General features: G+C 32.8%; 24 protein-coding genes. 20 read left to right on the forward strand and 4 right to left on the reverse strand.

The features are described from left to right. Positions 1–9: 9 nt before the first annotated feature. Positions 10–582, forward strand: a complete 573-nt coding sequence (locus C8E03_RS07375) for a class I SAM-dependent methyltransferase (RefSeq protein ID WP_094379215.1) — start codon at positions 10–12, stop codon at positions 580–582. A 115-nt stretch (positions 583–697) separates the two neighbouring features. Here the strand turns inward: C8E03_RS07375 and C8E03_RS07380 are convergent, their stop codons facing one another. Next, on the reverse strand, positions 698–2,056 hold the full coding sequence (locus C8E03_RS07380; protein WP_110290662.1) for an APC family permease: 1,359 nt from the start codon (positions 2,054–2,056) through the stop codon (positions 698–700). Between the two features lie 111 nt (positions 2,057–2,167). Beyond that, entirely contained in the window at positions 2,168–3,604 is a 1,437-nt protein-coding gene (locus C8E03_RS07385; RefSeq protein ID WP_110290685.1) for an amino acid permease, read from the reverse strand. Positions 3,605–3,777: 173 nt separating this feature from the next. On the opposite strand from C8E03_RS07385, the gene nagA reads away from it, so the two are divergent. Further along, positions 3,778–4,908 (forward strand): N-acetylglucosamine-6-phosphate deacetylase, encoded by a 1,131-nt coding sequence (gene nagA, locus C8E03_RS07390; protein ID WP_110290663.1) that lies wholly within the window; start codon positions 3,778–3,780, stop codon positions 4,906–4,908. A gap of 3 nt (positions 4,909–4,911) precedes the next feature. On the opposite strand, the gene C8E03_RS07395 is transcribed toward nagA, so the two are convergent. Further along, on the reverse strand, positions 4,912–5,808 hold the full coding sequence (locus C8E03_RS07395; RefSeq protein ID WP_094379209.1) for an AraC family transcriptional regulator: 897 nt from the start codon (positions 5,806–5,808) through the stop codon (positions 4,912–4,914). 272 nt (positions 5,809–6,080) lie between these two features. Between C8E03_RS07395 and nagB the strand changes: the two genes are divergently transcribed. The 3 genes from nagB to C8E03_RS07410 are packed head-to-tail and all read left to right on the forward strand — an operon-like array spanning position 6,081 to position 9,544. Further along, on the forward strand, positions 6,081–6,827 hold the full coding sequence (gene nagB, locus C8E03_RS07400) for a glucosamine-6-phosphate deaminase (protein WP_110290664.1): 747 nt from the start codon (positions 6,081–6,083) through the stop codon (positions 6,825–6,827). Positions 6,828–6,883: 56 nt separating this feature from the next. Next, positions 6,884–7,861: an ROK family protein gene (locus tag C8E03_RS07405; RefSeq protein WP_170122929.1), complete on the forward strand. Its 978-nt coding sequence runs from the start codon at positions 6,884–6,886 to the stop codon at positions 7,859–7,861. A 51-nt stretch (positions 7,862–7,912) separates the two neighbouring features. Then, a complete protein-coding gene (locus C8E03_RS07410; protein WP_094379203.1) occupies positions 7,913–9,544 on the forward strand; it encodes a prenyltransferase/squalene oxidase repeat-containing protein in 1,632 nt (543 codons plus the stop codon). Between the two features lie 74 nt (positions 9,545–9,618). On the opposite strand, the gene C8E03_RS07415 is transcribed toward C8E03_RS07410, so the two are convergent. Next, positions 9,619–10,323, reverse strand: coding sequence for a FadR/GntR family transcriptional regulator (locus tag C8E03_RS07415; RefSeq protein WP_094379201.1), 705 nt, complete (start codon positions 10,321–10,323; stop codon positions 9,619–9,621). Positions 10,324–10,539: 216 nt separating this feature from the next. Here C8E03_RS07415 and C8E03_RS07420 point away from each other — a divergent pair, with 216 nt between their 5' ends. From C8E03_RS07420 to pepT, 15 genes are all read left to right on the forward strand, one after another. Then, positions 10,540–11,520, forward strand: coding sequence for a DUF5692 family protein (locus C8E03_RS07420; protein ID WP_094379199.1), 981 nt, complete (start codon positions 10,540–10,542; stop codon positions 11,518–11,520). An 88-nt stretch (positions 11,521–11,608) separates the two neighbouring features. Continuing rightward, positions 11,609–12,280, forward strand: coding sequence for a hydrogenase nickel incorporation protein HypB (hypB, locus tag C8E03_RS07425; RefSeq protein ID WP_094379197.1), 672 nt, complete (start codon positions 11,609–11,611; stop codon positions 12,278–12,280). Between the two features lie 117 nt (positions 12,281–12,397). Next, positions 12,398–15,067 (forward strand): FAD-dependent oxidoreductase, encoded by a 2,670-nt coding sequence (locus C8E03_RS07430; RefSeq protein WP_110290665.1) that lies wholly within the window; start codon positions 12,398–12,400, stop codon positions 15,065–15,067. 47 nt (positions 15,068–15,114) lie between these two features. Continuing rightward, positions 15,115–15,456 carry a hydrogenase maturation nickel metallochaperone HypA/HybF gene (locus C8E03_RS07435; protein WP_094379194.1) on the forward strand — a complete coding sequence of 114 codons (342 nt, stop codon included), beginning with the start codon at positions 15,115–15,117 and terminating at the stop codon, positions 15,454–15,456. A 421-nt stretch (positions 15,457–15,877) separates the two neighbouring features. Next, positions 15,878–16,312 carry a hypothetical protein gene (locus C8E03_RS07440; protein WP_094379192.1) on the forward strand — a complete coding sequence of 145 codons (435 nt, stop codon included), beginning with the start codon at positions 15,878–15,880 and terminating at the stop codon, positions 16,310–16,312. Between the two features lie 78 nt (positions 16,313–16,390). Then, positions 16,391–18,124: an ABC transporter ATP-binding protein gene (locus tag C8E03_RS07445; RefSeq protein WP_094379191.1), complete on the forward strand. Its 1,734-nt coding sequence runs from the start codon at positions 16,391–16,393 to the stop codon at positions 18,122–18,124. After that, positions 18,125–18,460: a signal peptidase I gene (locus C8E03_RS07450; protein WP_110290666.1), complete on the forward strand. Its 336-nt coding sequence runs from the start codon at positions 18,125–18,127 to the stop codon at positions 18,458–18,460. Between the two features lie 22 nt (positions 18,461–18,482). Next, complete coding sequence (locus tag C8E03_RS07455) at positions 18,483–18,758, forward strand: PqqD family protein (protein ID WP_094379187.1); 276 nt, start codon at positions 18,483–18,485, stop codon at positions 18,756–18,758. Between the two features lie 10 nt (positions 18,759–18,768). After that, the gene (locus C8E03_RS07460) at positions 18,769–20,217 is read left to right on the forward strand and encodes a radical SAM/SPASM domain-containing protein (RefSeq protein ID WP_094379185.1); all 1,449 of its coding nucleotides are present in this window, start codon (positions 18,769–18,771) and stop codon (positions 20,215–20,217) included. Positions 20,218–20,486: 269 nt separating this feature from the next. Beyond that, positions 20,487–21,437, forward strand: a complete 951-nt coding sequence (locus C8E03_RS07465; protein ID WP_170122930.1) for a radical SAM protein — start codon at positions 20,487–20,489, stop codon at positions 21,435–21,437. A gap of 58 nt (positions 21,438–21,495) precedes the next feature. After that, on the forward strand, positions 21,496–22,023 hold the full coding sequence (locus C8E03_RS07470) for a GNAT family N-acetyltransferase (RefSeq protein ID WP_094379181.1): 528 nt from the start codon (positions 21,496–21,498) through the stop codon (positions 22,021–22,023). After that, positions 22,020–22,562: a GNAT family N-acetyltransferase gene (locus C8E03_RS07475; RefSeq protein WP_094379179.1), complete on the forward strand. Its 543-nt coding sequence runs from the start codon at positions 22,020–22,022 to the stop codon at positions 22,560–22,562. The genes C8E03_RS07470 and C8E03_RS07475 overlap by 4 nt, the downstream gene beginning before the upstream one ends. A 327-nt stretch (positions 22,563–22,889) precedes the next feature. Next, positions 22,890–24,038: an FprA family A-type flavoprotein gene (locus C8E03_RS07480; RefSeq protein WP_094379178.1), complete on the forward strand. Its 1,149-nt coding sequence runs from the start codon at positions 22,890–22,892 to the stop codon at positions 24,036–24,038. A gap of 292 nt (positions 24,039–24,330) precedes the next feature. Beyond that, positions 24,331–25,047, forward strand: coding sequence for a M48 family metallopeptidase (locus C8E03_RS07485; protein WP_094379176.1), 717 nt, complete (start codon positions 24,331–24,333; stop codon positions 25,045–25,047). Between the two features lie 265 nt (positions 25,048–25,312). Then, a complete protein-coding gene (gene pepT, locus C8E03_RS07490; RefSeq protein ID WP_094379174.1) occupies positions 25,313–26,533 on the forward strand; it encodes a peptidase T in 1,221 nt (406 codons plus the stop codon). Positions 26,534–26,958: the final 425 nt, after the last annotated feature.

The following is a 26,958-nucleotide window of genomic DNA, read 5'->3' on the forward strand; positions in this document are numbered from 1 at the left end:
GGAGTTAAGATGACTCATAAGTTTGATGTAAATAATAAGAATAAATTAGATAATCCGAAAAGAAGAGAAATGCTTCCAATTGAAAAAATATTTAAAATCATCGGTTTAAGGCAAGGAGAGCATATAGCGGATGTAGGCTGTGGCATTGGATTTTTTTCAATTCCTGCAGGCAAAGCAATAGGAGAAAATGGAGTCGTTTACGCATTGGATGTGGAACCTTCTATGATTGAAGAAACAGAACATAGAATCAAGGAAAGTGGTTTGAACAATGTTAAAACTGCTGTTACACAAGAATATGATTTAAAGATTAAGGAGGATACAGTATCACTTGCTCTTATTTGTACCGTGCTGCATGAAGTAGAGGATAAGATTAGATTTATAACGGAAACAGACCGAATATTAAAAGATAATGGCAGGATTGCAATTATTGAATGGATTAAAAGAGAGACGGATTGGGGTCCTCCTGTTAATCACAGAGTAGGCAGCGATGAATTGCAGAAATTGCTTGAAGAATGCAAATTCAAAGATATAACGGTGAAAGAATTAAATGAATATTTTTATGTCATAATGGCAGAGAAATAAAAGAATAGGGAATAAGAATAGAAATAGAATTTTACAGGGTGCTTACTTTTTCAGCACCCTGTAAAATTCTATTTCATCACCATTTTTATCTACTGCGAAATGCACTAAAAATGCCTTAGAGCTGACAGTTTTTTTGATTCGTAAATTTAGAGTAGGAATATCCGAGGCTACAAATTAAGGAGCAAAGGATGATAAAGCAAATTACATAAAAAGGATTGGATATAATGCCACCGCATAAAATAATAGAAGAGCCTGCTAATGCTAAAATGGGACATATAATTCCCTTAAAGAAGCTGTCAATTATTTTTTGCTTTTTCATGCGAATCACCTTGATATATAAAATAGTATAACAACAATAACTAAATACAATTGCGATTTCACTGACATCTCCACCGTGTAAGATTCCAGTTTTTTGAGTAATATAGTGAATCAACATCCAAATAAGAGTAACTACATAGGAAATCCATACAGAAGGAATTGAAACCTCATATTTTGGATGAAGTTTTGATATTTTATCTGAATGCGGAATCATATTTTTACTCGCCAAGGTTTGTGGAAGTCGAATATTACCAAGGGATACACCGTTAATTACTCCAACAATTGCAATGATAATAAATATCATAAGAATACTGGAGCCATTTTTACCAAAAAGAAGTGTTCCTACCATGTTAATGCCTGCATTACCGGTTGACATAATAAATTCAGCACCAAGCATTTGGTTTAATCCTAAAAAATACAATAAATAAACAGACAGAACAACAATAGGTCCGATGATAAGTGCTAAGGACATATTTCGTTTGGGGTTCTTTACTTCATTTGTTATGCTGGTAGCAATAATCCAACCATCAAAAGAGTAGGCGATTGGTGCCAGCGCGGTGAGCCATTTAAAGCCTACTGTGGTTTTGGTTATTACAGTAACGTCAGAAGGAATAATCGGTATACTGCCTTTCCAAAAAAATCCTACTGACGCAATCAGCAACAAAGGAATTAATTTAATAATGGTTGACATATTCTGAATGTGTCCTCCCATTTTATAAGAAAAGGTATTAATTGCATAAATAAATGTAAATATTATAAAACCAATTATTATTTGAGCCTCTAAAGTTTCGTCTACGTGAAATAATGATAAAAGATAAATTGCGGCCACCCACGATATAACGGCATTAATTGTTGGATAATATACAAGTGTTTGAAACCAACCAAAAGCATTAGCTGCCTCGGTTGAGATGAATTCCTCATAATATCCGATCACACCTCCGTCTTTTTTGGAGCGGATTGACAATTCTGTAATGGTTAAGCTTCCGAATATAATACTAAGTGCACCAATGCAAAACACCAGAACACCCAATAATACATTACCACCTGTATAAAGCAGTACATCATCGCTTTTAAAAAAAATACCTGAACCAATTACAATTCCAATAATCATTGTAGTGGCGGTAAATAGTCCATAATGCTCTTTTGTGTTTTCCAAGTTATTAAATTCCTCCTAATAGTATACAATATAGTTTCATTCATAAAGATATATTATAGTAAGAAATTGTCTATTTGTAAAGCTTTTGATTAAAAAATATCAATAATAAAATCAATTTTTATCTGAATTTTTATGTTTTGATTTATGAAATTCGTCAGAAAATTCAGTGATAAAAGAACCATTGCTAGGTAGTTTTGATGTCTTAACAAGAAGCTTATGAAGCTTTCGCGCATTAAAAAATTTAATAATGAAATAGCTTGCACTGTAAAATAAAACGAGTAAAAGACCGGCAAAAAATCCAGCAGTTTGGCCTTCTGCAAATGGCATACTAAACATTGCAACCAACAGACCAATTAGTGTAAAGAAAGAGCTGTAAGGGAATCCACACATATGACAATTTCCTTTTGGCTTACCATTCTTTCTACGATAACGAATGTGCGTAAACATTAGTACGATGTAAGTAAATAGAAGTGCAAAACCGCCGGAGCTAATAAGAAACAAATAGACACGCGGAAAAAGAAGACCTACAAACAAGGAGCACAACATACTAAAACCAGAAAATAAAATACCACGATAGGGAACGTCAGTTTTATCTTTTAAAAATTTAGGACCAAGTCCATCTTCGACCAAAGATCGAAGCATTCTTCCAAGGCCAAACATGGCGGCCAGCATGGTTGATAAAATCGCACTAATCAATATGATATTCATAGCAGTACCAGCCCAATTAAGGTTATAGCGGTTCAAAGCACTGACAAGAGGACTTACATTGTCATTTAAGGTAACGGTTGGAACAAGAAAGAGCAAAACAGTGATACACAAAATATAGAGCGTAATCAAAGAAAATACAGTAGCATGAATCGCTTTTGGTATCGTTTTTTGTTTGTCCTTAGCTTCCGTGGCAGCCAATCCGATAATTTCAAAGCCGGCATAAGTAAATAGTACAATTAACATGCTGCCTGCTAAATTTTTAATACCACCCTTTAAAAAAGGCTCAGAACGAAATAAGCTGCTTTTAACTGCTGGGATACCAGGAATGAATCCGACAATAAGAAGTAAACCCAATATAATAAATGCAGCAATTGCAAAAATCTTAATAGCAGCAAGCATTCCCTCAAGACGGCTTAATTGTCTGGCTCCCAAGAGATTTAACAGGGTTACTACAACAATAATAAAAGCTCCTAAAAGTGATAATGAAACTGTAGGGTACCATTCTCTTACCAGCAAGGAAACCGCAGTTGCTTCGCTTGACATGGCAATCACCATTCCGGTCCAATAAACCCAGCCTACAACATAGCCAGTTCCCTCGCTGATGTATTGTGAAGCAAAGGTGCGAAAAGAACCGGCAGCCTGTGTAGAGACTGTCATCTCAGAGAGAGCAAATAAAATAAAGTAAACTAATATACCACATACAATATAAGACAGAATAATACTGGGACCAGTAGATTGTATTGCAACGGATGAGCCCAAGAAGAAAGAGCCTCCAATTACAGTTCCAAGAGCCATCATAGTTAAATGGCCGGCTGTCAGTCCTTTTTTTTCATCTTCCATTAAATCAAACCCCTTTGAATTTTTATTAGTAGTATTATTAAAAAAGCAAACAATATACATAATATGATATTTTCCATACAAAGTAATCGGATTTTCCATTTTTAAACGAGTGCTTGTGTTACAATATATAAAACAATAAAATAGGTAAAAGGTGTAAGAGGAAGGAAACGCATATGCTTCTAAAAAATGGATATGTATTTATTAATGGAGAATTTACAAAAACCGATGTATTATGTACCAATGGACTAATAGCAAAGCTTGGGACTAATCTAAAAGGAGATAAAGCAATTGATTGTGCTGGCTGCTATGTGATTCCCGGTCTGGTTGAAATTCATAGTCACGGCTGTGTTGGAGAAGATTTTTCCACCTCAGATGTTAATGGAATTAGTAAAATGTGTCACTATTATGCGCAAAATGGAATTACAAGTGTACTTGCCACAACTATGACGCAGAGTAAAGAGCTTAGCAGGCAGGCAGCTAAAAACATCAGACAATGCTGCGGACTAGATAATCATAGAGCTAAAATACTCGGAATTCATATGGAAGGTCCCTTTCTTGGAAAAGACAAAAAGGGTGCACATGATGAGAAATATTTGATGAAAATTGATCAAGAATTTTTTGACGAGTTAGATGAATTAAGTGGAAATAACATAAAGCTTGTCAGTATAGATCCTTGCCTTGAGGGAGCGATTGACTTTGTGAAAGAATACAAAAGCGATAAAATAATATCCATAGCCCATACCAATGCAACATATGATATCGCAACTGAAGCAATGCAGGCCGGAGCCAGACACATCACACACCTTTTTAATGCGATGAATCCACTGCATCACAGAGAACCGGGAGTGATAGGAGCTGCACTAGAGCAGCCCTGTTTTACAGAGATAATCTGTGACGGAATTCACTTGCATCCTGCTATTATTCGATTTCTGTTTCAAAGTATTCCACAAAAGGTAGTATTGATCTCGGATTCAATGATGGCTGCAGGTCTTAATGACGGTATTTACCAACTGGGAGGACTTTTGGTTACGGTGCAACATAAAAAGGCTGCATTATCAGATGGAACGATTGCAGGTTCAGCAATTAATTTGTATCAAACCATGATATTAGCCATTCAATTTGGAGTAAAGCCGGAAGCTGCCATATTAAGTGCAACGTATTTACCGGCCAAATCCATTCGTAAAGAAAAGCAGATCGGATGCATAGAGGTCGGACGAAAAGCAGATATTTTAGTGCTAAATAAAGACTACAGTATCAAAACTGTCCTGATTGGTGGTGACCAAGAGGAGAAAAATAAGCTTTAATTATTAATAACCATTTTTCCGGTAATCTCTTGGCGACATATGATTGATCTTTTTGAACACACGATTAAATTGTGAAAAGCTGGTAAATCCACAGGAAACTGCAATATCTGTAATCTTGTGGTTCGTTGTGATTAACAAATGCTGGGCATGTTTAATTCGAGTCATTTGAATGTAATTAGAAACCGTAAAATTTGTAATTTTTTTGAATTGATGTGATAAATAGTAAGGACTTAGGTAAAATCGAGCAGCCAGAAAGTCTAAGCTGAGAGCTTCATCAAAATGACTGTGAATATAAGAACTTACTTCATACATTTTCAGCGCAGTCGGTGTTTGATTCTCGTCTGTATTACTATAAATACTTTGATCTTTAAATCTCAAAATTGTATTTAAAAAATCAACGAATTTTGTATGAATAATTAGTTCATTGAGCTCAGATTGTTTATAATCATCTTGCTTTGAATATAGAAATATTTCATTGAGTTTTTTGTAGAGAAGCTCTTTTTGCTCTTGTGAAAAGCGATAGATTGGAACCTCATCAAAAAATGGTTTCAATAAGCTGGAATACCCATTTGGCAAACCAAACAAATCAGCGGGTAACATAAAATTGATAACAAGTCTTTTACTGGACTGACCTTCATTATAAATAGATTTATGAAGGCAATACGGAGGAAGTAACACCATATCGCCCATTTTCAAATGAAAAGAATTACCTTCAATTAAATGATTTGCCTCTGGAGCAAGAAGAATTAATATTTCATAAAATTGATGAAAATGTTGAAATTCCATATTAATAGCGGCATTTCTTTCATCATAATCAAAATAATAAAACAGGTTGTTGTTGAGATCATTAATGATAATACTATGTTTGGGTTCGTATAAAAGAGAGTCATTAATTAGCATAAAAAGAAATCCTTTCGATGAAATGTTGCGTATGTTGTTGATTTTATAATACATTGTAATACTTGTTAGCAATATATGCAACAATATTGCAACAAAATAACAAAAATTATGTAGTTTATGATAAATCTTTTTTGTATAATAAATTAAATACTTATAAAGATAAGGATTGTAATAAGGTTATAGATATCAATTAGACTTCACAAGAAAAGTTATAGTCTATTTAACCTTTATTTTCTTAAACAAAGGATTAAATGTGTTAGGAGAGCATAACAATGAGAATAATAAAAGCAAAAGACTATTTAGATATGAGCAGGAAAGCAGCAAATATTATTTCAGCTCAAATTATTATGAAACCGGATTGCGTGCTGGGACTTGCAACCGGCTCCTCTGTGATCGGAATCTATGAAAAGTTATCAAAATGGTATGTGAAGGGGGATTTGGATTTTTCAAAAATAACCTCGGTGAATCTGGATGAATATAAAGGGATTTCAAAAGAAAATAAACAAAGCTATTACTATTTTATGAATGAGAAGTTGTTTTCTAAGGTGAATATGAATCCGAATCAGACCTTTTTACCGGATGGTATGGAATCCGACAGCGATAAGGTCTGCAAGGCTTATGATAAAATAATAGAAAAATGTCAGGGAATAGATTTACAGCTACTTGGTTTAGGACACAATGGTCATATTGGTTTTAACGAACCCAATGAAGTGTTTGAAGCGATTACACATTGCGTTGATTTGACAGATTCTACAATCAATGCAAACAAGCGTTTTTTTAACAATATTGATGAGGTACCAAAGCAAGCGTATACAATGGGAATTAAAACTATAATGCAGGCAAATGAAATTGTTGTGGTAGTGAGTGGAGCAGACAAGGCAGTCATCTTACAACAGGCTTTTTTTGGACCAATTACACCTAAGGTTCAGGCTTCAATTTTGCAGCTTCATAAAAATGTCATAGTGGTTGCAGATGAGGCAGCTTTATCTTTGATAGAAAGTCATTCGAATAAGATGTGAGATCAGGTCTTTTACGGCCGCAGACAATTGAGATAGTGGCACGAATGGAGGATACTATGAAAAAATATGCAATAGGAGTAGATATAGGTGGAACTAACATTGCAATTGGGTTGATTGATGACAACGATCACTTAATTAGCATGGATTCCGTGGAAACACCCCAAGAAGGCACAGCCAGTGAGATAATTTACTGTGTAGTTTCGATGATTAATAAAATGTTATATGAAATGGAAGTTACAGAAGAAAGTATTGAATGCATAGGAGTTGGTGTGCCAGGAACGGTAAACAAAGAAAGTGGAAAAATTGAATTTGCAAACAACCTTGCTTTTCATGATGAGGATTTAGTGGGAATGCTTAAAGAGCGCTATAACAAAATACCTATTGCCATGAATAATGATGCAAATGCTGCTGCATATGGTGAGTTTATTGCGGGTGCGGGAAAAGATGTAAATTCCTTAATTATGGTAACATTGGGGACTGGTATCGGCGGAGGTATTATTATTGACAGAAAACTTTATGAGGGAATGAATTATGCCGCAGGTGAGCTTGGGCATATTGTAATTAATTGCGAAGGCATTGCATGTAACTGCGGCAGGAGAGGCTGCTTTGAAGCCTATGCTTCTGCAACTGCGTTAATTGAACAGACAAAGGCTGCGATGAAAAAGGATAAAGAGTCAATTCTGTGGGAGCTTTGTGATTATAATCTCGAAAAGGTAGAGGGAAAGACCTTATTTGATTCTGTTCGATTATTAGATAAGACGGCAGAAAAGGTTATGAACCAATACATTTACTATTTATCTGTCGGTATTATTAACATTATTAATATCTTTCAACCCGATATGGTTTGTATCGGAGGAGGAATCAGTAAGGCCGGAGATTTAATTATTAGCAGATTGTTAAAAAGAGTTCAGGAAGAGGAATATGCGAGAGCCTCGAATAAACATTCACGGATTGTGATGGCACAGCTTGAAAATGATGCAGGAATTTTGGGGGCAGGTTTGCTTGTAAGACATGCTAATATGAAGTGTGAATAAAAGCATTAGTATGAATCGATCAATTCATACGTTTGAAAGGACGGGATTGTAATGAAAAGATATATGCAACATATTATTCGCTCTGCTGAGATTCGGGTAGAACATTTTATTAAGATACAGGTTAAGGATAAAACCCGATTAGACTTTGGAGCAATGAGGGGGGAGATATATGAGGCAAAACCAACCGTTTATGCAATGTCTGAGGCAGTGGCTGTCTATTGTAATGTAAAAAGCAGATATTATCATGATCGTATATTAAAAGATGCTATGAATGCGGCACTTGATTTTGTAGCAAGAACACAAAGAGACGACGGTAGTTTTGATTATCCTTGCTGTAATTTTCATTCAACTCCTGATACCTCATTTTGTTTTAAGCGACTGATTGCAGGATACCGAGTCTTAATAAAGTATGAACCAAGAGAAGAAGAACTGATTGGTAAATATAAAGCTATTTTACTTCGTTCCTTAAAGTCCATTCTTTTAGGAGGATTTCACACTCCAAATCATAGATGGGCGATAGCGGCAGCATTGATGCAAGGAGTAAATTTGGTGGAGGACAACTCGTTAAAGGAACAATTAAACAAGAGAGCATTTCAATATTTGGCTGAGGGAATTGACGGAGATGAGGAAGGCGAATATGCGGAGCGCTCTACCGGTAATTACAATGCAGTAGTAAATAACGCTATGATGGCAATGTATGAAGAGAGTAAAGATGAATATTATCTTGGTTTTGTAGAAAGAAATCTTAAAATGATGATGTATTATTTTGATCCAGATGATACAATTTTTACGCAGAATTCAACAAGGCAGGATCAGGGAAAGGCAGCGTATCCGAATCAGTATTTTTATCAGTACTTGTATCTGGCCACAAAAAATGAAGATCCAGTTTTTGGAAATGCAGCACATAAAATAATAAGAGATAATATGGAACGTGGAGATTTGGCACCGCAATGCCTTTACACCATTATGCTTCATCGAGAAATGGAAGAATACGAATTTACAGGTTATGGTTTTTTAAATACTTACCGTAAATACTTTAAAAAAGCTGGAGTCATGCGAGTTAGGAATGATAAGTTTGGCTATAGTATTTTAAAAGGAAAAAGTGCATTTACCTATATAAAATTCAAAGATACTTTAATTTATCTTAAAATTGGTGAAAGCTATTGTGATATAAGAAACTTTATACCTCAAAATATGGAGGTGAAAGATAAAGAGTATGTCTTAAGTTCCGTTGCAAAGGGATGGTATTATCTTCCTTTTAAAGAAAAACAAGCTACCTCAGATTGGTGGAAAATGAATCACTCAAAAAGAGAGCTTCAAATCAGCAGTGAATTAAAGGTTGAAGTCATTATGATAGAGCTTGAAAATGGAATGGAATTTCATGTAAAATCCGTTGGGCTTGACAAATTGCCGCTACGCGTTGAAATTTGCATTCCAACCGGAGCCGTTCTTGAACATGAAGCGTTCTACATGTCTGCTGAACAAGGTAGAGGTATGGTATTGAAGAAGGGGTATCTTACACTGCACCATGGAGAACAAAAAATCAAAATAGGCCCAGGCTATGGCACACATGAATTTGGCGGACACTATTCGGGAGAAGAATTTAATGAAAATGGCTTTACCATTTATCTAAATGATTACACTCCCTACGAAAGAACATTTACAATTACCTGTGAAGAATAAGCAATTAAAAATATCTACCTGCAAAAAAGCGGGTAGATATTTTCATATGGTAAGCTTGATACAATGTTAAAACACTAATAATAGATCTGTCTGTCACCTTGTACTGTATCAAGAATAGAAGTCAGAAGCCATTCCTTGGCCTTTACTAAATTTCTATCTTCAATATACTGATATAAAACGCTGGTATTATTGTGTAAAGATTCAATACCATATAATCTGCAAAAGCGTTTCCATAATGACATGACAGGAATTTTAAAGGAGGAAACGATTAAAGGTAATAGTGTATTTCCTGAAAGACAAGCTAATTCATGCTGAAACAAAAAGGCAAGCTCACTTGCGAAATCAATGGATTCAGTCGTTTTCATCTGTGTTACATATTCTTTTAGTTTACCAATTTCCTCATTTGTTATTTTTGGAACGCACAATTCAATTGCAAGCGTTTCAAAAGCGATACGAAGTTCTAAAATAGAACGTATTTCTGCATCTCTTAATATTCCTCCATTGTAATTCATAATCGAAATTAATGTTTCTAAAGTTCCGTTTCTTCGATAATCTGCAACGAAAGTACCTACTCTGGGTTTTATTATTAGAAAGCCTTTTCTGGCCAGTTCGCTAATACCAGCATTCACAACCGCTCTGCTTACCTGCATCGACTCAGAAAGCTCTCGCTCAGAAGGCAGCTTTTCTCCGATTGGAAGTTTACCTGATAAAATCATAGTTTCCAGTTGATTAATGAATAATTCTTTTAATGATGGTGCACTGATCTTACTAAATTCCATGGCTTGTCACTCCTTATACTGTTTGTGGTATGTCCACATACCAATAAATATTATATAGTAAAAATAACTAAAAATCAACAAAAATATGCAAAAAAAATATAAAAATATAACTTATAAACGGCATATTTACTTGACATTTTATAATATATTATGTTAATATATTGTCAAAGTTAAACGTGTCATACTGGTATGACCACAAAAAAAGGGGGAAAATTTATGTTTCAATTCAACTATGAAAATGGTGCTAGCACAATTTCTGTCTGTCTTGTTTGGGTTATCGTATTTTGCCTTTTATTTCTACTAAATGAAATAACAAGAAGAAATTCAATTGCGGGATTTATCTGCTTTGTTGTTATGCCCATTGTCTTATCGGTACTTTGGTTTACAGTATTAAGTGATACTACATATACCGATTGGTTTCATTTGGCAAAGGTTTACTCATCTACAGCAGGATGCATTGGTTTTTGGTGTATTCGCCATTTACATGGCATTAACAAGAAAACTGGAAAAGAATGGAGTCTTTCAACAAATAAGATAGCGTTATGCTTTCCACCTCTGATTTTAGCCATCAATATATGTGAAGCAGTAGTAAGAGATATTGAAGTAGGGCTCAATTATGTGCAGGGTGGAACCTTATCTGATGAATCGATGTATGTGATCGGAGGTTCATGGAATTATATGAATGCGATAGCAGGTATTTTGAATATCATTACAATAACCGGCTGGTTTGGCATTTGTATCCGCAAGGTCACAAAAAAGGACTCGAGCAGGGATATGCTTTGGCCTGACATGATGTGGTTTTGGATCGTAGCCTATGATGTTTGGAATTTTGCTTATACCTATAACTGCCTGCCCGGGCATGCGTGGTACTGTGGATTTGCATTATTATTGGCGCCTACTGCATGTGCTTTTACAATTGGGAAAGGTGCATGGTTACAACATAGAGCTCAAACACTTGCATTGTGGTGTATGTTTGCGCAGACCATACCCGCCTTTATTGACGAAGGAAAATTTGCAGTAGCTTCTACCTATAATACATCATGGCTTTTTTTCTGGAGTTTGGCAGCAGTGTCAGTTAACATAGCAGTGTTTGTGTTTATGATTTATAAGGTAGCAGTGAATAAGAGAAATCCATATCTTGGAGAACTATATGTAGATATGAAAAAATATAAGGAAGTAAAGAGTCTTTCAGAATAAAATTATACTGCATGCAAAGGTATATAGCTTATATCCTTCTAGTTTAAAGGATATAAGCTTAAAAAATAGAAAATTACGGAGGTTTAGGATGAATACATTTAAAGTGATGGAAATTAAACGGAGTGTATTTGAGGATAATGATAAACAGGCAGAACTGCTTCGAAAGGATTTAAAAAAGAATAAGACCTTTTTATTAAATTTAATGTCATCACCAGGTTCAGGAAAAACGACAACAGTATTAAGAACCATAGAAGCACTAAAGGATGAAATGAGTATTGGTGTTATGGAAGCTGATATTGACTCAGATGTAGATGCTGATGCTGTTTCAAAAACTGGAGTTAAGGTGATTCAGTTACATACAGGAGGTATGTGTCATCTAGATGCTGATATGACAAAACAAGGACTGGAAGGGCTTGGATGTGAAGAAATTGACTTTGCAATACTAGAGAATGTGGGAAATTTAGTCTGTCCGGCAGAATTTGATACAGGAGCCTCTAAAAATGCAATGATTCTTAGCGTACCAGAAGGAGATGATAAGCCACTTAAATATCCATTAATGTTTTCTATTGTTGATGTTTTGCTTGTAAATAAAATTGATACGATGGGATTTTTTGAGTTTGATCTTGAAGCCGTAACGGAGCGAGTAAAAAAATTGAATCCTAATATTAAAGTAATTCCAATCTCAGCAAAGAATGCACAAGGAATGCAGGAGTGGTTTGACTGGATTAGAACGCAGGTCACAGAATGGAATGATAAATAAAAGAGTACGGTTTATCATTTAATTATTTACTTTCAAAGAACGATAAAAATAGGAAAAGAAAATCAAACTACAGAAATTTTAAAAAGGTTAGTACCTGGTTTGGAGAAAGAGGTAAATATGGTTAAGAAAAAAGTATTGGAATTGGCTAACAAAATAAATGCCGGACTTACAGGAGGTATCGTTAAAGTAAAGCCAACCGATCCGGAATATCGTGTTCTAGAACCGGTAACAACAGATGAAATGGCAGAAATTGCACTTCATTTAGAGATTCGAAAGCCAAAGAGTATCAATGCGATCGCTACTGAATGTAAAAGACCAGTGGAGGAAATAGAAAAGCTTTTGTCCAAAATGGCAATCGATGGCTCTATCAAGGTAGAAACAATAAATGGAATAGATCACTATTTTCTTGAACTTTTTGTACCCGGTGTAATGGAATACATGGTAGCAAATAAAGAAAATGTAACGAAATATCCAGTAATTGCCGAATGCTTTGAGGAATACACAAGAAAATTAGGACCGACTTTGGCCGGTAACCTTCCAATCGGTATGGGAGTTATGCGAGTAATACCAATTGATAGTGCAATTGAAGGAGACACCAGAAAAGCTTCCTACGAAGAAATTACTGAGCTTATTAATAAACATGAACAATTCTCAGTTGCAGATTGTGCCTGTCGTACATCCATGAGAACGATTGGTGAGGGTTGCGGACATACAGTAGAAGATATGTGTATTCAACTTGGACCAGCGGCAGAATACTACATACGTACAGGAAGGGGAAGACGCGTTACAAAAGAAGAAGCAATTGAAATTTGCAGACAAGCAGAGAAAGAAGGCTTAGTGCACTCCATACCTAACTTATCGGGTCCGGGAAATGCGCTTGCTATCTGCAACTGTTGCGGCTGCTCTTGTTTTGGTCTTAGAAATGCGACCTTTTATAAGAATCCTGACTTCTCAAGATCAAATTATATCGCAAAGGTGAATAAGGATAAGTGTGTAGCATGTGGTGAATGTGTAGAAAATTGTCAGGTGAATGCGTTAAGATTGGGACAGAACCTGTGCACAAAAGAACCACTCCCAACTCCCAAGGAAAAGGATACACCTTTTGATACAAAATGGGGAAAAGATAGATGGGATCCGGATTATCGAAATCGTAAGGTCGTTATGGAGAGTGGAACAAGTCCGTGTAAATCAGAATGCCCCGCACATATTGCTGTTCAAGGTTATATCAAGATGGCTTCACAAGGAAGATATAAGGAAGCATTGGAACTAATTAAGAAAGAAAATCCATTTCCAGCGGTCTGTGGACGTATTTGCCCTAGAAAGTGTGAATCTGCATGTACAAGAGCAGGAATTGATGAACCACTTGCAGTAGATGAAGTTAAGAAGTTTCTTGCGGATCAAGATTTAAAAGCAGAACATCGCTTTGTGCCAGAGAAGAAAAAAGGAAGACCGGATAAAATTGCTGTGATTGGAGCTGGACCGGCAGGACTTTCCTGTGCATATTTTCTTGCAGTTGAGGGTTATCAAGTGACAGTGTTCGAAAAACAAAATAAGCTTGGAGGTATGTTAACTCTTGGTATTCCATCTTTCCGACTTGGAAAAGAAGTAGTAAATGCTGAAATTAATATATTGAAAGAATTAGGAGTAGAATTCAAAACCGGTACGGAAATAGGAAAAGATGTTTCTCTGTCTGCATTAAGAAAGCTTGGATATAAAGCATTCTATCTTGCAATCGGTGCACAGGCGGGAAGAAGCTTAGGATTGGATGGGGAAGACAGTAACGGCGTTATTACCGGCGTAGAATTTTTACGTAAAGTGAATCTTGGGGAAGATATGAAAATGAACGGTCAGGTAATTGTAATTGGCGGTGGTAATGTAGCAATTGACGTGGCTAGAACTGCTGAAAGAATCGGAGCTTCCCAAATTGATATGTATTGTTTGGAAAGTCGTAATGAAATGCCTGCCCTTGATGAGGAAATCGAGGAAGCTTTAGCAGAAGGGATCAGCATTAACAATTCATGGGGACCGAAACGTATTCTTCACGAAAATGGTCGTGTTGTTGGTGTAGAATTTAAAAAGTGTGTTTCCGTGTTTGATGGAAATGGAAAATTCAATCCTACCTATGACGAAAATGATACCAAGGTTTTAAATGCAGACTATGTATTGATTTCAGTAGGTCAGGCTATGGATTGGGGAGAAATTATAGTTGATTCTAAGCTACAGCTTAATCCGAACAAAACGATCAAAGTGAATCCTTTAAGCTACCAAACAGGAGAACAAGATGTGTTTGCAGGTGGAGATGTGGTAACAGGGCCTAAATTTGCTATAGATGCAATTGCTTTAGGCAAGCAAGGTGCAATTTCCATTCATAGATATGTACATGAAGATAATTTAATAATAGCAAGAGAAAGAGAATACCATGCTCTTGATAAGTCTAATTTGAATTTGGAGGGTTATGATAACATTCCAAGACAAAAAACACAGCATATTGAAGGAAGTAAATCCAAAGAAACCTTTACTGATCTTCGCCAAACCTTTACAGAGGAGCAAATCAAAAAGGAAACAGAGCGTTGTTTAGGTTGTGGAGCAGTTGCTGTAGACGAATATCAATGTGTTGGCTGCGGTGTCTGTACAACAAAATGTAAATTTGATGCAATTTCATTGACTAGAAAATATGACAGTGCAGGTGTAGATTTCACGGAAATGAAGCCTATTGTTATCAAACATGCGATCAAGCGTCAGGGAAGAATTGCAGTGAAGAGTGCGAAGAACTTATTTACAAAGTAAAATAAGAGACTATCTCTTGAATTTGTCTGAATAGGAGGTGCATTGAATTGCATGAAATCGGAGTTATGATGGAGGTTGTGAAAACTGTTGAAAATTTTGCAAAACAAAATGGAGTAACTCAAATTCAGACATTAGTGCTTCAAATTGGTGAATTATCATCAGTAATTCCCAGATATATTGAAGCGTGTTTTCCAGCAGCGGCAGATGGTACGATATTGCAGGATACAAAATTGGAGATTGAGATATTGCCTGGTAATGCGCTTTGCTGTGAATGCAGTAAAGTATTTAATATCATGGAAAACAAAAGCAAGTGCCCCTATTGCGATTGCAGAGATTGGGAAATGCTAAGTGGTAAAGAATTTAATATCAAAGAAATAGTTGCATGTTAATTCTTTTTGAACATTTTGCGCTAGGTAAATATTTGCTATGTAATCCATAAGTTTATACGAGAAAAGCTTTTGAAATTATAAGTAAAAGAAATTAGATTGTAAAGTTATTACTACAATATTATTAAACAGGCATGTTTATAAAATTCTTAAAGGTAGGAATTTATAAATATGCTTGTTTTTTATTTCATAGAAAAGACCTTGTTATTAGTGTATAAAAGTTTTGATTCTTATGAAATTTTAATATAAGTTGCATGATTTATCAGAATACAAATTAAATTGTTGAATAGTATGTATATATTTAAATAAAAATATTATATATAATAAAAATAAAAACAATTTATTAATTTAACAGAAAAATATTGTAAATTATATTGAAATTGTATATAATAATATGTAAAAAAAGAGAAAGGAGAAAGTGCATATGATAGCAAAAATTCTTTTTGTAATGTTTGGTTTTGTAGTATTAAGCTTTTTGAGCTTATCTGGGTGTGTTTCAAATATTTCTGAAAGTAAAATTGAAGTTGGCTTTTCAGAGTTTACTGGTGAAAAAGTGCAAGATATCCAATTAAATGATGGAATAACTCATATGAAGTTAAGTGGAACAATTAGTTTGACATCAGGAAGTGTAGAAATTTACATTAAAGTCAAAGATACTGATGAAAAATTATATTCTGAAACTTTTTTTGAAGAAAATTCTGGAACAATTAATATTGAAATAAAGGATTTAAAAGGAAATTCAAATTTTGTATTGGGTATTGATTCGAATAGTGCAAAAGATTTCAAATTAAGCCTTACTTCTGACCAAAAACTAATTAAGGATAAAGAAAAGCCAGCAGTACCAGCAGTACCAAAATAAATCATAGTATTAATTATTAACTTCTTTCAAGTATTATAGTTGTTGATAATAATACTTGGAAGAATAAAAGGTAAATATATGACAAAAAAAAATAGTTTTGAAAGATACTATAAATATATTAAACCATTTAAGACAAATTATATAATATTATTATCAATTTCGTTAATTTTATCAATAAGTACATTACCGGTACCATTACTTATTAGTGAAATAATAGATAATGCGATGAATGAGCAGAAAGTAAGAAGTATTGCGAATATAGGCATTATAATTTTAGCTATCTATATTGTAAAATCAATTTTGCAATATTATGTTAATAAAAAGCTAGCCAAAATTGGAAATGAAGTAAGTTTATCAATGCGTAGTAGTATTATCAAATATATAAATGAATTACCAATAAATTATATTGAAAGAACTGGTATTGGAAATTTAATATCATTAATCATGAATGATGTTTCTGTTGTAAGTAATTTACTCACGACAACGATGATAAGTGATTTAATTAATAATACTTTTGTAATGATTTTTATTATTATAGTACTTTTTTTAATTAATTGGAAGTTAACATTAAGTGTGCTGATTATAGGACCGTTTTATTACTTTATTTCTAAAATTTTTAATAATAAAATTCGTAATATAAGTAAAAAAGTTCAGTCACAATCGGCAAATGTAATAATAGTGCTAACGGATATTTTATCAAATCAAAAAATAATTCGAGCTTATAATAGTCAACATAAATTTGAGAAAAAATTTACCGACACATTAAGGAAACTAACTAATTTACACAATGAAGCAAACGCTTTAAGCTTTATTGTTCAACAGCTTACATTTTTTTTTGTTAATGTAAGTCCATTAATCGTTTTTTGGTATGGAATATATTTAGTAACAAACGGAGAAATAAGTATTGGAATATTAGTTGCATTTTACCAATATGTTATCCAAGCGTATTCGCCTTTTAGAATATTTATGAATTTTAATATACAATTTCAATCTGCATATGGTGCATTAAGTAGAATAGATGAATTATTTAATTTGCCACTTGAATTTAATTTTGAAGAACCAGAAATAAGGAATCAAATACAGGGAGATGTTAAATTTAAAGATATAAATTTTTCATATGAAGAGAAGTATACATTGAAAAATATAAATTTTTCAATTCGTAAAGGTGAATTTGTGGCAATTGTAGGACCTAGTGGTTCAGGAAAAACAACTATTACAAATTTAATAATGAGATTCTATGAACCAAATGAAGGAAATATTTATTTTAACAATGTAAATAGTAGAAATATACATAAAAAATATTTGAGAAATCAAATAGGAATTGTTACACAAGAACCATATCTTTTTAATGCTACTATAGAAGAGAATATTTTATTATCTAAGCCAGACGCTACTAAGGAAGAAATTATTGGGGCTGCTAAGATGGCAAAAATTCATGACTATATAGAAAATCTTAAACAAGGATACGACACGATTGTAAATGAAAGAGGAACAAATTTATCAGGTGGGCAAAAGCAAAGGATAGCTCTTGCAAGAGTTTTTCTACAAAAACCTAAGATTGTTATATTTGATGAAGCAACCTCCTCACTAGATTCTAATTTAGAAAAAATAATTCATGAAACTCTGTTTAAACTTTCTGGAAATTCAACTTGTATAGTAGTTTCCCATAGAATTGCTTCTGTATCGGCTGCTGACCAGATTCTAGTAATTGATAAGGGACAGGTTGTAGAGAGTGGAAAGCATATTGAACTTATGAACAATCAAGGTCTTTATTATGAATTATATAATAAACAAATAAAAGGGGATAGGTAAATGCAAGATGGAAGATTTGACCTAGATAGTTCTTCAGCTAAAGATTTTATGTCTTTTCTATTTGAAAAAAAGAAGATAAATAAAATTAAAATTATTGGTAAAAGTATGGAACCAACAATTATGAAGGGTGAGGTTGTCCGTTTTGAAAATGATATAAGTAATTTGAAAGTAGGGGATATTGTTTTATTTTTTAATAAAGATCATTTAACTACTCATCGTATCTGTGAAATTATTCTTAATCATAATACTAAATATTACATAACTAGAGGTGATTCAGAGAACTCTGGAGTAGAAAAAATAAAGGAAGAGATTATTTTGGGAAAGGTACTTTTGTAAGTTATTGTTGGAGGAAGAGAGAATGGAAGTAAACAAGCAATATAAAGTTAAATCATGTGTTCAATTAAGAAAGACGAATTTAGAGGGATTAGTTTTTGATAGCGAAAAAAATAAAATGCATATATTGAATTTAACTGCTTTTGATGTTCTTGAATTATTAAATGAAGATAAAAGTATCAATGACATTGCTATATTAATGCAGGAAAAGTATGAGGTAGACTTTATTAGAATTAAAAATGATATCTATAATATAGTAGAAGAATTTGAGAAGTTAGGCTTAATACTAAGCATGTCTTAGGGAGGAATATATGGAGACGCATTATAATTCATCTACAAAATATACAGAGTATACTAGCAATAGTAATGATTTGGATATTGTAAGGACTGAAAAATATAATATAATTATTAATTCAGTTACTGGAGGATGGGCAGAAGTTAAAGATAGTGAACTAGCATTATTGATGTTTGGGGAATCCTTTTACGATATGAATTTCGGAGAAAAAGCGTATCAAGCAGGGTTGATAAAAAAGAATGGTTCTTATATTTTTGATTTAAACGAAGTTAATCATTCTATTAATAAGCTTTATATGTTTGAGTTTAGAGTGACAGATATGTGTAATTTAAATTGCATATATTGTAGTAGCGAAGCTTGCAATAGTAATAGTGAAAGACCAAATCTTAAAATAGCTTACCAATGGGTAGACAGAGTCTATGAATATATTAAAGAAAAAAAAGTAAGGTCGGTTTCAATAGAATTTACAGGTGGTGAACCATTACTATTTACAGAGTATCTTGAGGAATTAATAAATTATGCCAGTACAAAATTTCAACAAATCACTGGATTGAATGTTAATTATGTTATATGTACTAATGGAACTTTATTGGAAGATAAGCATATTAATTTACTAAAAAAAATAAAAAATCGTGCAATACAAGTCAGTTTAGATGGCAGTAGTGAAATTAATGACAAACAAAGGCCATATCATTCAGGAAAAGGAAGCTATGATATTGTAACCAAAAATATTGATATATTAAGACAAAATAATATTAAAGTTAATACGGTTGCGTCAGTCATTACAAAAGATTCGCAAGATAACATTCCAGAAATAGCTAAATTGATTTTAGATATAGGGTGTGAAAAAATGACACTACAGCCAATGTGTCAGGTGGGAAGAGCTTCTAGGGAAAAGAGACTTGTTTTAGATGGGAAGATCTATGTGGATAAAATATTTGAGGCTATTGATCAAGTGATTTTACCATATTGGAAAACTCATAAGCGAAGAATATTTATTAGAAATTTATCTATTACGTACGCATATCTGCTTAAACCTTGGAGAAAATACATGTGTCAAAGATGCCCATGTGGATCTGGTATTAATATCATTTCAACGGATTATAAAGGTAATGTATATGGGTGCAATACGGGACCTTTTGACGATTGCACTATTTTTGGTAATATTACAGATAGCAGTTTTACAGAATGTTTAAATTCAAAAAACGCAAAAAAGTTTAGAAATCGAAATTTAAATAATATTGAAGAATGTAATCGATGTGAAGTTAAGGCTTTTTGTCAGGGTGGCTGCCCTAAAAGTGCATTGTCAATTTATCATGATATAAATAAGCCAGGAGATATTTGTGAAATAAACAAGTATTTAATTATAAAGGCAATGGAGAGTCTGATTGAAGAAAGGTATCCAAAAGATATGATCCTTGGAATGGCGAAATCATTTCTATTTGAGGATGTTGAAACAATCTAAATTAATAATCTATAGATTGAAAAAAATACTAGGAGGTGAAGGATATGTACGTTACACCAGAAGTCAAGAAAACTGTTGAGGTTAAAGATTTTATTGAAGAAGTTACAGTTGTGAGTGATGCTTGGTCTCATTCAAGTCATTGGAACCATTCATCTAAGTAATAACTAGCAGAACTATATGCCATAGATTTGAATATTAATTCGTCTATGGCATATAAAATATAAACTAAAATATTAAAAGCAGTAGTAGATAGAAAAGGGGATGAGAGTTTGAAGACATTAACCATTAATGTACATTATCAATGTAATGCTAAATGCATTTTTTGTGTAGTGGGTATACCCGATAAAGTGAAAGAAGAAAAGTGTCTGTCGCTAGATGCGATTTATCAAGAATTGCAAAAAGGAATAGAAAAGGGTTGCGATTCTTTGTGTCTCTCAGGTGGGGAACCGACTATTTATGATGGAATTATTAATGTTGTCAGCAAGGCTAAGCAATTAGGGTATAAAAGAATTGAGATAAAAACAAACGGAATTAAATTGTCAGATAAAGAGTTGGTTAAAGACTTTTCAGAAGCTGGAGTTGATATATTTTGTATATCAGTACAAGGACATAATACAAAAATACATGATAATGTTGTTGGCGTGCCAGGTGCATTTTCTCATTTATTGAAAGCAGTAGAGCATGTCAAGAATGAAAATAAAATCTTGTATACTCCAACATGTATACAAATAGCTAATTATAAATATCTCCCAGATATAGCCGAATTTTATAAAACTATAAATTCAGATATTATTTGTCCCACTTTTATAGAACCAAGTGGAAGTGCTAATATAAATTTTGCTGATGTTGTACCCATGTACAGTCAAGTCATTCCATATTTATATAAGGCAATAGAAATTATAAACGAGACTAATATAAAGTGGAATCTACATGGCTTTCCACTTTGTATGATAAAAGATTATGAATCTAAATCGCTTGATGTGGTTGATAAAACAGATGTTTTGGCTGGTACAGATATTGATAATTATTCAGATTATGAGAAAGTTACCTATCGTAAAAAGGAACTAAAATGTAATAAATGTAGCTTAAACATAATTTGTAACGGACCTTGGAAGTCGTATGTAGATAAATATGGATTTAATGAATTCCAAATAAATGTGAATTCATTAACTGAGATTTTTCCACCTCAAATCTTAATTAGAAAATTTTTTGTACATTAGACATTTAGTAATTTGTTAAAAGTAATTAGAAGAATTTGGGATAAAGAGGTGGAATAAGATGGATGATACAAGAATAAGCTTGAGAGCAGTTAAAAATGAAGATATATCAGATATTTACGAATTATATCGAAATAAAAAAATAGTATATAATAATGGCATTGCATTTGGATTGTATAGCGAAAATTTTTTAAAACTTGCATTGATTGATAAAAATTTGCTATCTAAAAATGTAACATTGATTGCTGAAGATGACGGTACAATGATTGGTATTATTTATTATGAATGCAGCAAGCCAATGATGACTGGAGTGGCTATATCGATTATTATTAATACAATTAACAATTATGAGAAGTATTATATTCAAGTTTTATTATCTTTTATGAATTATGTATTTAAACAACAAAATTATTATAGAATTACTATATATATATCAGAATTAGTAATAATTAGGAATAAAGAATTGATTACTAAAATGGAAGAAAATGGATTTTTAAAAGAGGGAATTTTAAAAGAAGAAAGATATATTAATGGTAAATTTTACGATACCTATATTATGGGTGTAACTAGAGAGGATAAGGTAAGATGATTAGACAAGGGAGAGTATATTTGCGAGCGTTTGAAGAAAAAGATATGAAAAAAATATGGGAATGGAAAAACAATGAAAACTTAGCAAGATATGAATCCTCTAATCCTTTTATAACAATGTCTGAAAAGGAGATCGAAAAAGCTTATATCAATAGTTCAGGAAAGAATTGTTATGCCATTTGCTTAAAATCAAATGATGAATTGATTGGTGAAGTATCATTTTGGTATCCAAATATTCTAAATCAAAGTACTGTAGAACTAGGGGTATCAATCGAAGAGGAAAAATGTAAATATGGTTATGGAATAGAGGCAACCGTTGCGCTTTTTAAAATTATTTTTAATAATATTTTAATTAATCGAATTAGCTTTTGTATAGGTAGTCATAATTTTTATAGTAAAGGACCATTAGAAAAGCTATTCAATTGTGATGGAATCATTAAGAATGATAGGCTTATTGATGGAAAATATTATGATACTTACATATATGGTTTTTTAAGAAAGGATTATGATAGAATTATTCATGATATTTTAAAACTATAAATATGGAAAGAAATAAAAAATATTTGAAAAATTCAAATATATCAGCCTGAGTCGAAATATGTTGTTACATTTTTACAAATTTATTAAAGAAAGTCAAGTTTCACGTTTTATAATTTGAATAATTGTGGTAGAATGAAATAGTTCTTAAATTAGCAAATAGTATAAAATGTTGTAAAAAATACATAGTATAAATATTTTATAAATTGTATTTTTAAAAATTATAAGTAGAAAAACTACCATACAAATAGAAGTTAGTATAATTCTAAAACTTGGTTTTATACTTATAGGGACTAAAGTGTGAAGAAGTATGTATAGGAGAAGAGGAAAGTGAATAAAATTACTGAGTCAATATTATATGTAGGTTGTAACGATAAGGATTTAGATTTATTTGAAGGACAATATAGTGTTCCGAATGGCATATCTTATAATTCATATGTTATTTTAGATGAAAAGGTTGCTGTAATGGATACAGCGGATAAAAGAGTAACAGATGAATGGATGAGACAGCTTGAGGAGGCACTAAATGGCAGAGTGGTAGATTTTCTGATTGTATCACATATGGAACCTGATCATGCGGCTAATATAAAAACCATAGTAGAAAGATATCCGAATCTTAAAATAGTAGGAAATGCTAAAACTTTTAATTTGATATCACAATTTTTTGATATAGATATTTCGAAACGTAAAATAGAAGTGAAAGAAAGTGATACGCTAAATCTAGGAAATCATACCTTACAATTTTTTATGGCACCAATGGTGCATTGGCCGGAAGTAATGGTTACCTATGAACAAAGTGAAAAGATATTATTTTCAGCAGATGCATTTGGAAAATTTGGTGTACTAAATATAGAAGATAATTGGATAGAAGAGGCAAGACGCTATTATTTTAATATAGTAGGAAAATATGGTGCCCCAGTTCAAACTTTGCTAAAGAAAGCAGCTAATTTGGAAATCGCAATGATTTGCCCATTACACGGACCTGTTTTAAAAGAGGGTTTAGAATATTACCTTGATAAATATAATACATGGAGTAAGTATGAAGCCGAAGAGGAAGGTATACTTGTAGCCTATGCATCTATTTATGGCAATACTGCAAATGCGGCTATAAAAATTGCTGAATTATTAAATTCTAAAGGGAAAAAAGCTGTTTTAATTGATTTAGCAAGAACAGATAAATCAAGAGCATTGGAATATGCATTTATGTATAGTAAGATGGTGGTAGCAGCATCCTCCTATGATGCAAGCGTATTTCCATGTATGCATGAATTTTTATTGCGTTTACAGCATAAGAATTATCAAAATAGATCCGTAGCTATTATAGAAAATGGTTCATGGGCGCCATCAGCAGGCAGAGTGATGAAAGAATTAATCAGTACCATGAAAAATGTAGAGATTTATGATACACTGATTTCAATCAAGTCAACCATGAATGAAGAAAATATAAAACAGATAGAAGAATTAGCAGAGCGATTCTAGATTAAGTAAAGTCCATACTAGCATTTTAGTGCTAATATGGATTTCTTTATTTCATAGGGAAGACCTTGTTGTGGTAACGTATAAAATCTTTGATTCCTATGAAATAAAACACAATGCGCACGAATGCAAGAGGAAAATGTCACTGTGTGACTGCATTCGGCGCTGGAAAGCGGTCAAGTCCCTCATGAGTGAGGGATTAAGGAGCAGATGCGGACTTGTCTGCTTTCTTGCTTTAATAGGAAACGCTTGTTATTGTAATATAGTAAAGTTATAAGGAGTTAGCTGGTGAGAAATGTTTTTAAATTATAATTCAACAACAATAGAATATGATATCATAAGAAGTAATCGAAAGACCATATCCATATCAATTTTGCCTGCAAAAAAGGTAATAGTCAGGGCACCAAGCGGCTTGTCTGATAATATTATTGGGTATATGGTAGAAAAAAAAGCTGATTGGATTTATAAAAAAATAGCGTATATGCCAGATTACAAAACAGATAAATCTCAAAAAAACTGTGAAAATGGGGATAAGCTTTTTTACAGAGGAATTGAATATCAACTTCATATTGTTAAAGATAACAGGATAAAAGATTATAAAATTGAATTGGACAATAATAAACTAACTATATTTATTAATTCAAACATACAAAAGAGTATTCCACAAATATTAGTAAGCTGGTATAAGCAGAAGGCAAAAGAATTAGTGAATGAAAGGATTACATATTATAAACACTTTTTTAATAAGAAGATTAACAAAATCACAATAAAAAATCAAAAAAGACGTTGGGGAAGTTGCAGTAGTTTGGGTAATTTGAATTTTAACTTTAGAATTGCTATGCTTCCTGATACAATGCTTGATTATATTATTGTACATGAAATGTGCCATTTAATATATTTGAATCATTCTAAGGATTTTTGGAGAAGTGTAGAAGCCATTCTGCCAGACTATAAAGCAAGAGAGCAATGGATTAAACTCAATACAGCGATGTACGATTTTGGAAATTTATAATATGATATGATGTTGGGGTTAAAAGGTATTTCCCCCCCTGATACCTATGGAGTGTTACGCACTTTGTGGAATCATTATATTAACCTGAGCTTGTATATCATAGAACGTTAAGTGCAATCTAATGATTAGTGGATTTAAAATCAATTCAATGACAGATAATATTTATAAAATAGATTAATTTTGGAAAGTATATATAGAAATCTATATTTGCAAGTTATTAATGGAAAGAAAAATAGAAAGAATGCAATGCAAGGAGATTAAGTTTATGAAGGTAGAAGAGCGCTTTTTAGAATATATTAAAATAAATACTGTTTCAGATGAAACGAGCAGCACACACCCAAGTACAAGCCGACAGCTTATTCTGGCTAAGAAATTAGTAGAAGAGTTAAAGGTATTGGGTATTTTGAATGCTCATATTGATGAAAATGGCAATGTAATGGCAAGCATTGAGGCAAGTAAGGATTGCAAAAATGCAAAAGTATTAGGATTTATTGCGCATATGGACACGGTGGGGCAAGAAGATGATAGTGTCAATCCACAGATCATACGTAATTATGATGGCAATGATGTCACTTTAGGCACCAGCGGGAAAGTATTATCAGTTTCTATGTATCCGGAATTGAAAGAATATACAGGAAGAAATTTGATTACAACAGATGGAACTACTATATTAGGGGCTGATGATAAAGCAGGTGTTGCAGAAATAATGACATTGTGTGAGCTATTAAAAAATTCTGATGAGCCACATGGGAAAATTTGTATTGGTTTTACTCCCGACGAAGAAATAGGTCAAGGCGGTAAATGGTTTGATGTAGAAGCTTTTGGTGCAGATTATGCATATACTCTTGACGGTGATTTGGAAGGTGGACTAGAGTATGAAAACTTCAATGCAGCATCTGCAGTTTTTGAAATAAATGGTGTAGAGGTACATCCGGGTGCAGCGAAAGGAGTCATGATAAATGCAGCCTCTATTGCCTGTAAGATACAGTCAATGCTTCCAAATGCTGAAGTTCCGGAGCTAACAGAAGAGTATGAGGGCTTCTATCATTTGACTGAGCTACAAGGCAATACACAAAAGGCTAAAATGACTTATATTGTCAGACATCATGATGCAGCATGTTTTAAAGCACAAAAAATGACATTGGAGCATATCGAGAAAGTATTAAATGAAGAATACGGTAAAAATACAGTTACATTAGTATATAAAGAAAGTTATAAGAACATGGCCGAAATAATTAATCAAAATTATCATCTTATTGAAAATGCGAAAAAGGCAATGCAAGAAGCCAAAGTCATACCAATTATAAAACCAATCAGAGGCGGGACAGATGGTGCAACCTTAAGCTATAGAGGTTTACCTTGCCCAAATCTGGGAACCGGCGGAAATGCATTTCACGGAGTCTATGAGCATATCACAGTAGAAGGGATGGAAGCAGTGATAGAAATTATGTTTAATTTAGTAAAAATATACTCTAAAGTTTACTAACAATAAACCAGGGTATTTTTCGGTTATAAGTAAAATCAAAAAATACCCATTGCGTTTATTGGTTCTAGAATATTTCTTATTTAGAATTAACACACAATTAAACAAAAAATTACATAATAACTTTCTTTTCTAAATAGGTTGACATATCGATTGGATTTTGTTAAGATACCTTTTGTCGGCAAAAGCCAAATTGTTAATAAATAAATTGAATTTTTAAAAAAGAATAAGAAATTTAAATAATTTAAAAAAAAGCAAAAAAAGTTGTTGACAAAAGAAAACATAAATGGTAAGATAATCAAGTCGCTTGAGAGAGCGGTAAGATAAAAGAAAAAGAACCTTGATAATTAAACAGTAATTACAACCTTGAAAATTCAACGGTTTTCGAAGAAAACCAAAAGAGATTTCAGAACAAAAAGTATCAGAAA

Origin of the sequence: Lachnotalea glycerini, assembly GCF_003201285.1 — a bacterium.
Lineage (GTDB): Bacteria > Bacillota > Clostridia > Lachnospirales > Lachnospiraceae > Lachnotalea > Lachnotalea glycerini.

What these genes read in the sequence shown, in the direction of transcription:
- C8E03_RS07375 (WP_094379215.1), top strand. Translation starts at nt 10, where the DNA reads ATGACTCATAAGTTTGATGTAAATAATAAGAATAAATTAGATAATCCG.
- C8E03_RS07440 (WP_094379192.1), top strand. Translation starts at nt 15,878, where the DNA reads ATGATAGCAAAAATTCTTTTTGTAATGTTTGGTTTTGTAGTATTAAGC.
- C8E03_RS07405 (WP_170122929.1), top strand. Translation starts at nt 6,884, where the DNA reads ATGAAAAAATATGCAATAGGAGTAGATATAGGTGGAACTAACATTGCA.
- C8E03_RS07415 (WP_094379201.1), bottom strand. Translation starts at nt 10,323, where the DNA reads ATGGAATTTAGTAAGATCAGTGCACCATCATTAAAAGAATTATTCATT.
- C8E03_RS07430 (WP_110290665.1), top strand. Translation starts at nt 12,398, where the DNA reads ATGGTTAAGAAAAAAGTATTGGAATTGGCTAACAAAATAAATGCCGGA.
- nagA (WP_110290663.1), top strand. Translation starts at nt 3,778, where the DNA reads ATGCTTCTAAAAAATGGATATGTATTTATTAATGGAGAATTTACAAAA.
- C8E03_RS07395 (WP_094379209.1), bottom strand. Translation starts at nt 5,808, where the DNA reads ATGCTAATTAATGACTCTCTTTTATACGAACCCAAACATAGTATTATC.
- C8E03_RS07445 (WP_094379191.1), top strand. Translation starts at nt 16,391, where the DNA reads ATGACAAAAAAAAATAGTTTTGAAAGATACTATAAATATATTAAACCA.
- pepT (WP_094379174.1), top strand. Translation starts at nt 25,313, where the DNA reads ATGAAGGTAGAAGAGCGCTTTTTAGAATATATTAAAATAAATACTGTT.
- C8E03_RS07470 (WP_094379181.1), top strand. Translation starts at nt 21,496, where the DNA reads ATGGATGATACAAGAATAAGCTTGAGAGCAGTTAAAAATGAAGATATA.
- C8E03_RS07475 (WP_094379179.1), top strand. Translation starts at nt 22,020, where the DNA reads ATGATTAGACAAGGGAGAGTATATTTGCGAGCGTTTGAAGAAAAAGAT.
- C8E03_RS07420 (WP_094379199.1), top strand. Translation starts at nt 10,540, where the DNA reads ATGTTTCAATTCAACTATGAAAATGGTGCTAGCACAATTTCTGTCTGT.
- nagB (WP_110290664.1), top strand. Translation starts at nt 6,081, where the DNA reads ATGAGAATAATAAAAGCAAAAGACTATTTAGATATGAGCAGGAAAGCA.
- C8E03_RS07485 (WP_094379176.1), top strand. Translation starts at nt 24,331, where the DNA reads ATGTTTTTAAATTATAATTCAACAACAATAGAATATGATATCATAAGA.
- C8E03_RS07410 (WP_094379203.1), top strand. Translation starts at nt 7,913, where the DNA reads ATGAAAAGATATATGCAACATATTATTCGCTCTGCTGAGATTCGGGTA.
- C8E03_RS07460 (WP_094379185.1), top strand. Translation starts at nt 18,769, where the DNA reads ATGGAGACGCATTATAATTCATCTACAAAATATACAGAGTATACTAGC.
- hypB (WP_094379197.1), top strand. Translation starts at nt 11,609, where the DNA reads ATGAATACATTTAAAGTGATGGAAATTAAACGGAGTGTATTTGAGGAT.
- C8E03_RS07385 (WP_110290685.1), bottom strand. Translation starts at nt 3,604, where the DNA reads ATGGAAGATGAAAAAAAAGGACTGACAGCCGGCCATTTAACTATGATG.
- C8E03_RS07450 (WP_110290666.1), top strand. Translation starts at nt 18,125, where the DNA reads ATGCAAGATGGAAGATTTGACCTAGATAGTTCTTCAGCTAAAGATTTT.
- C8E03_RS07455 (WP_094379187.1), top strand. Translation starts at nt 18,483, where the DNA reads ATGGAAGTAAACAAGCAATATAAAGTTAAATCATGTGTTCAATTAAGA.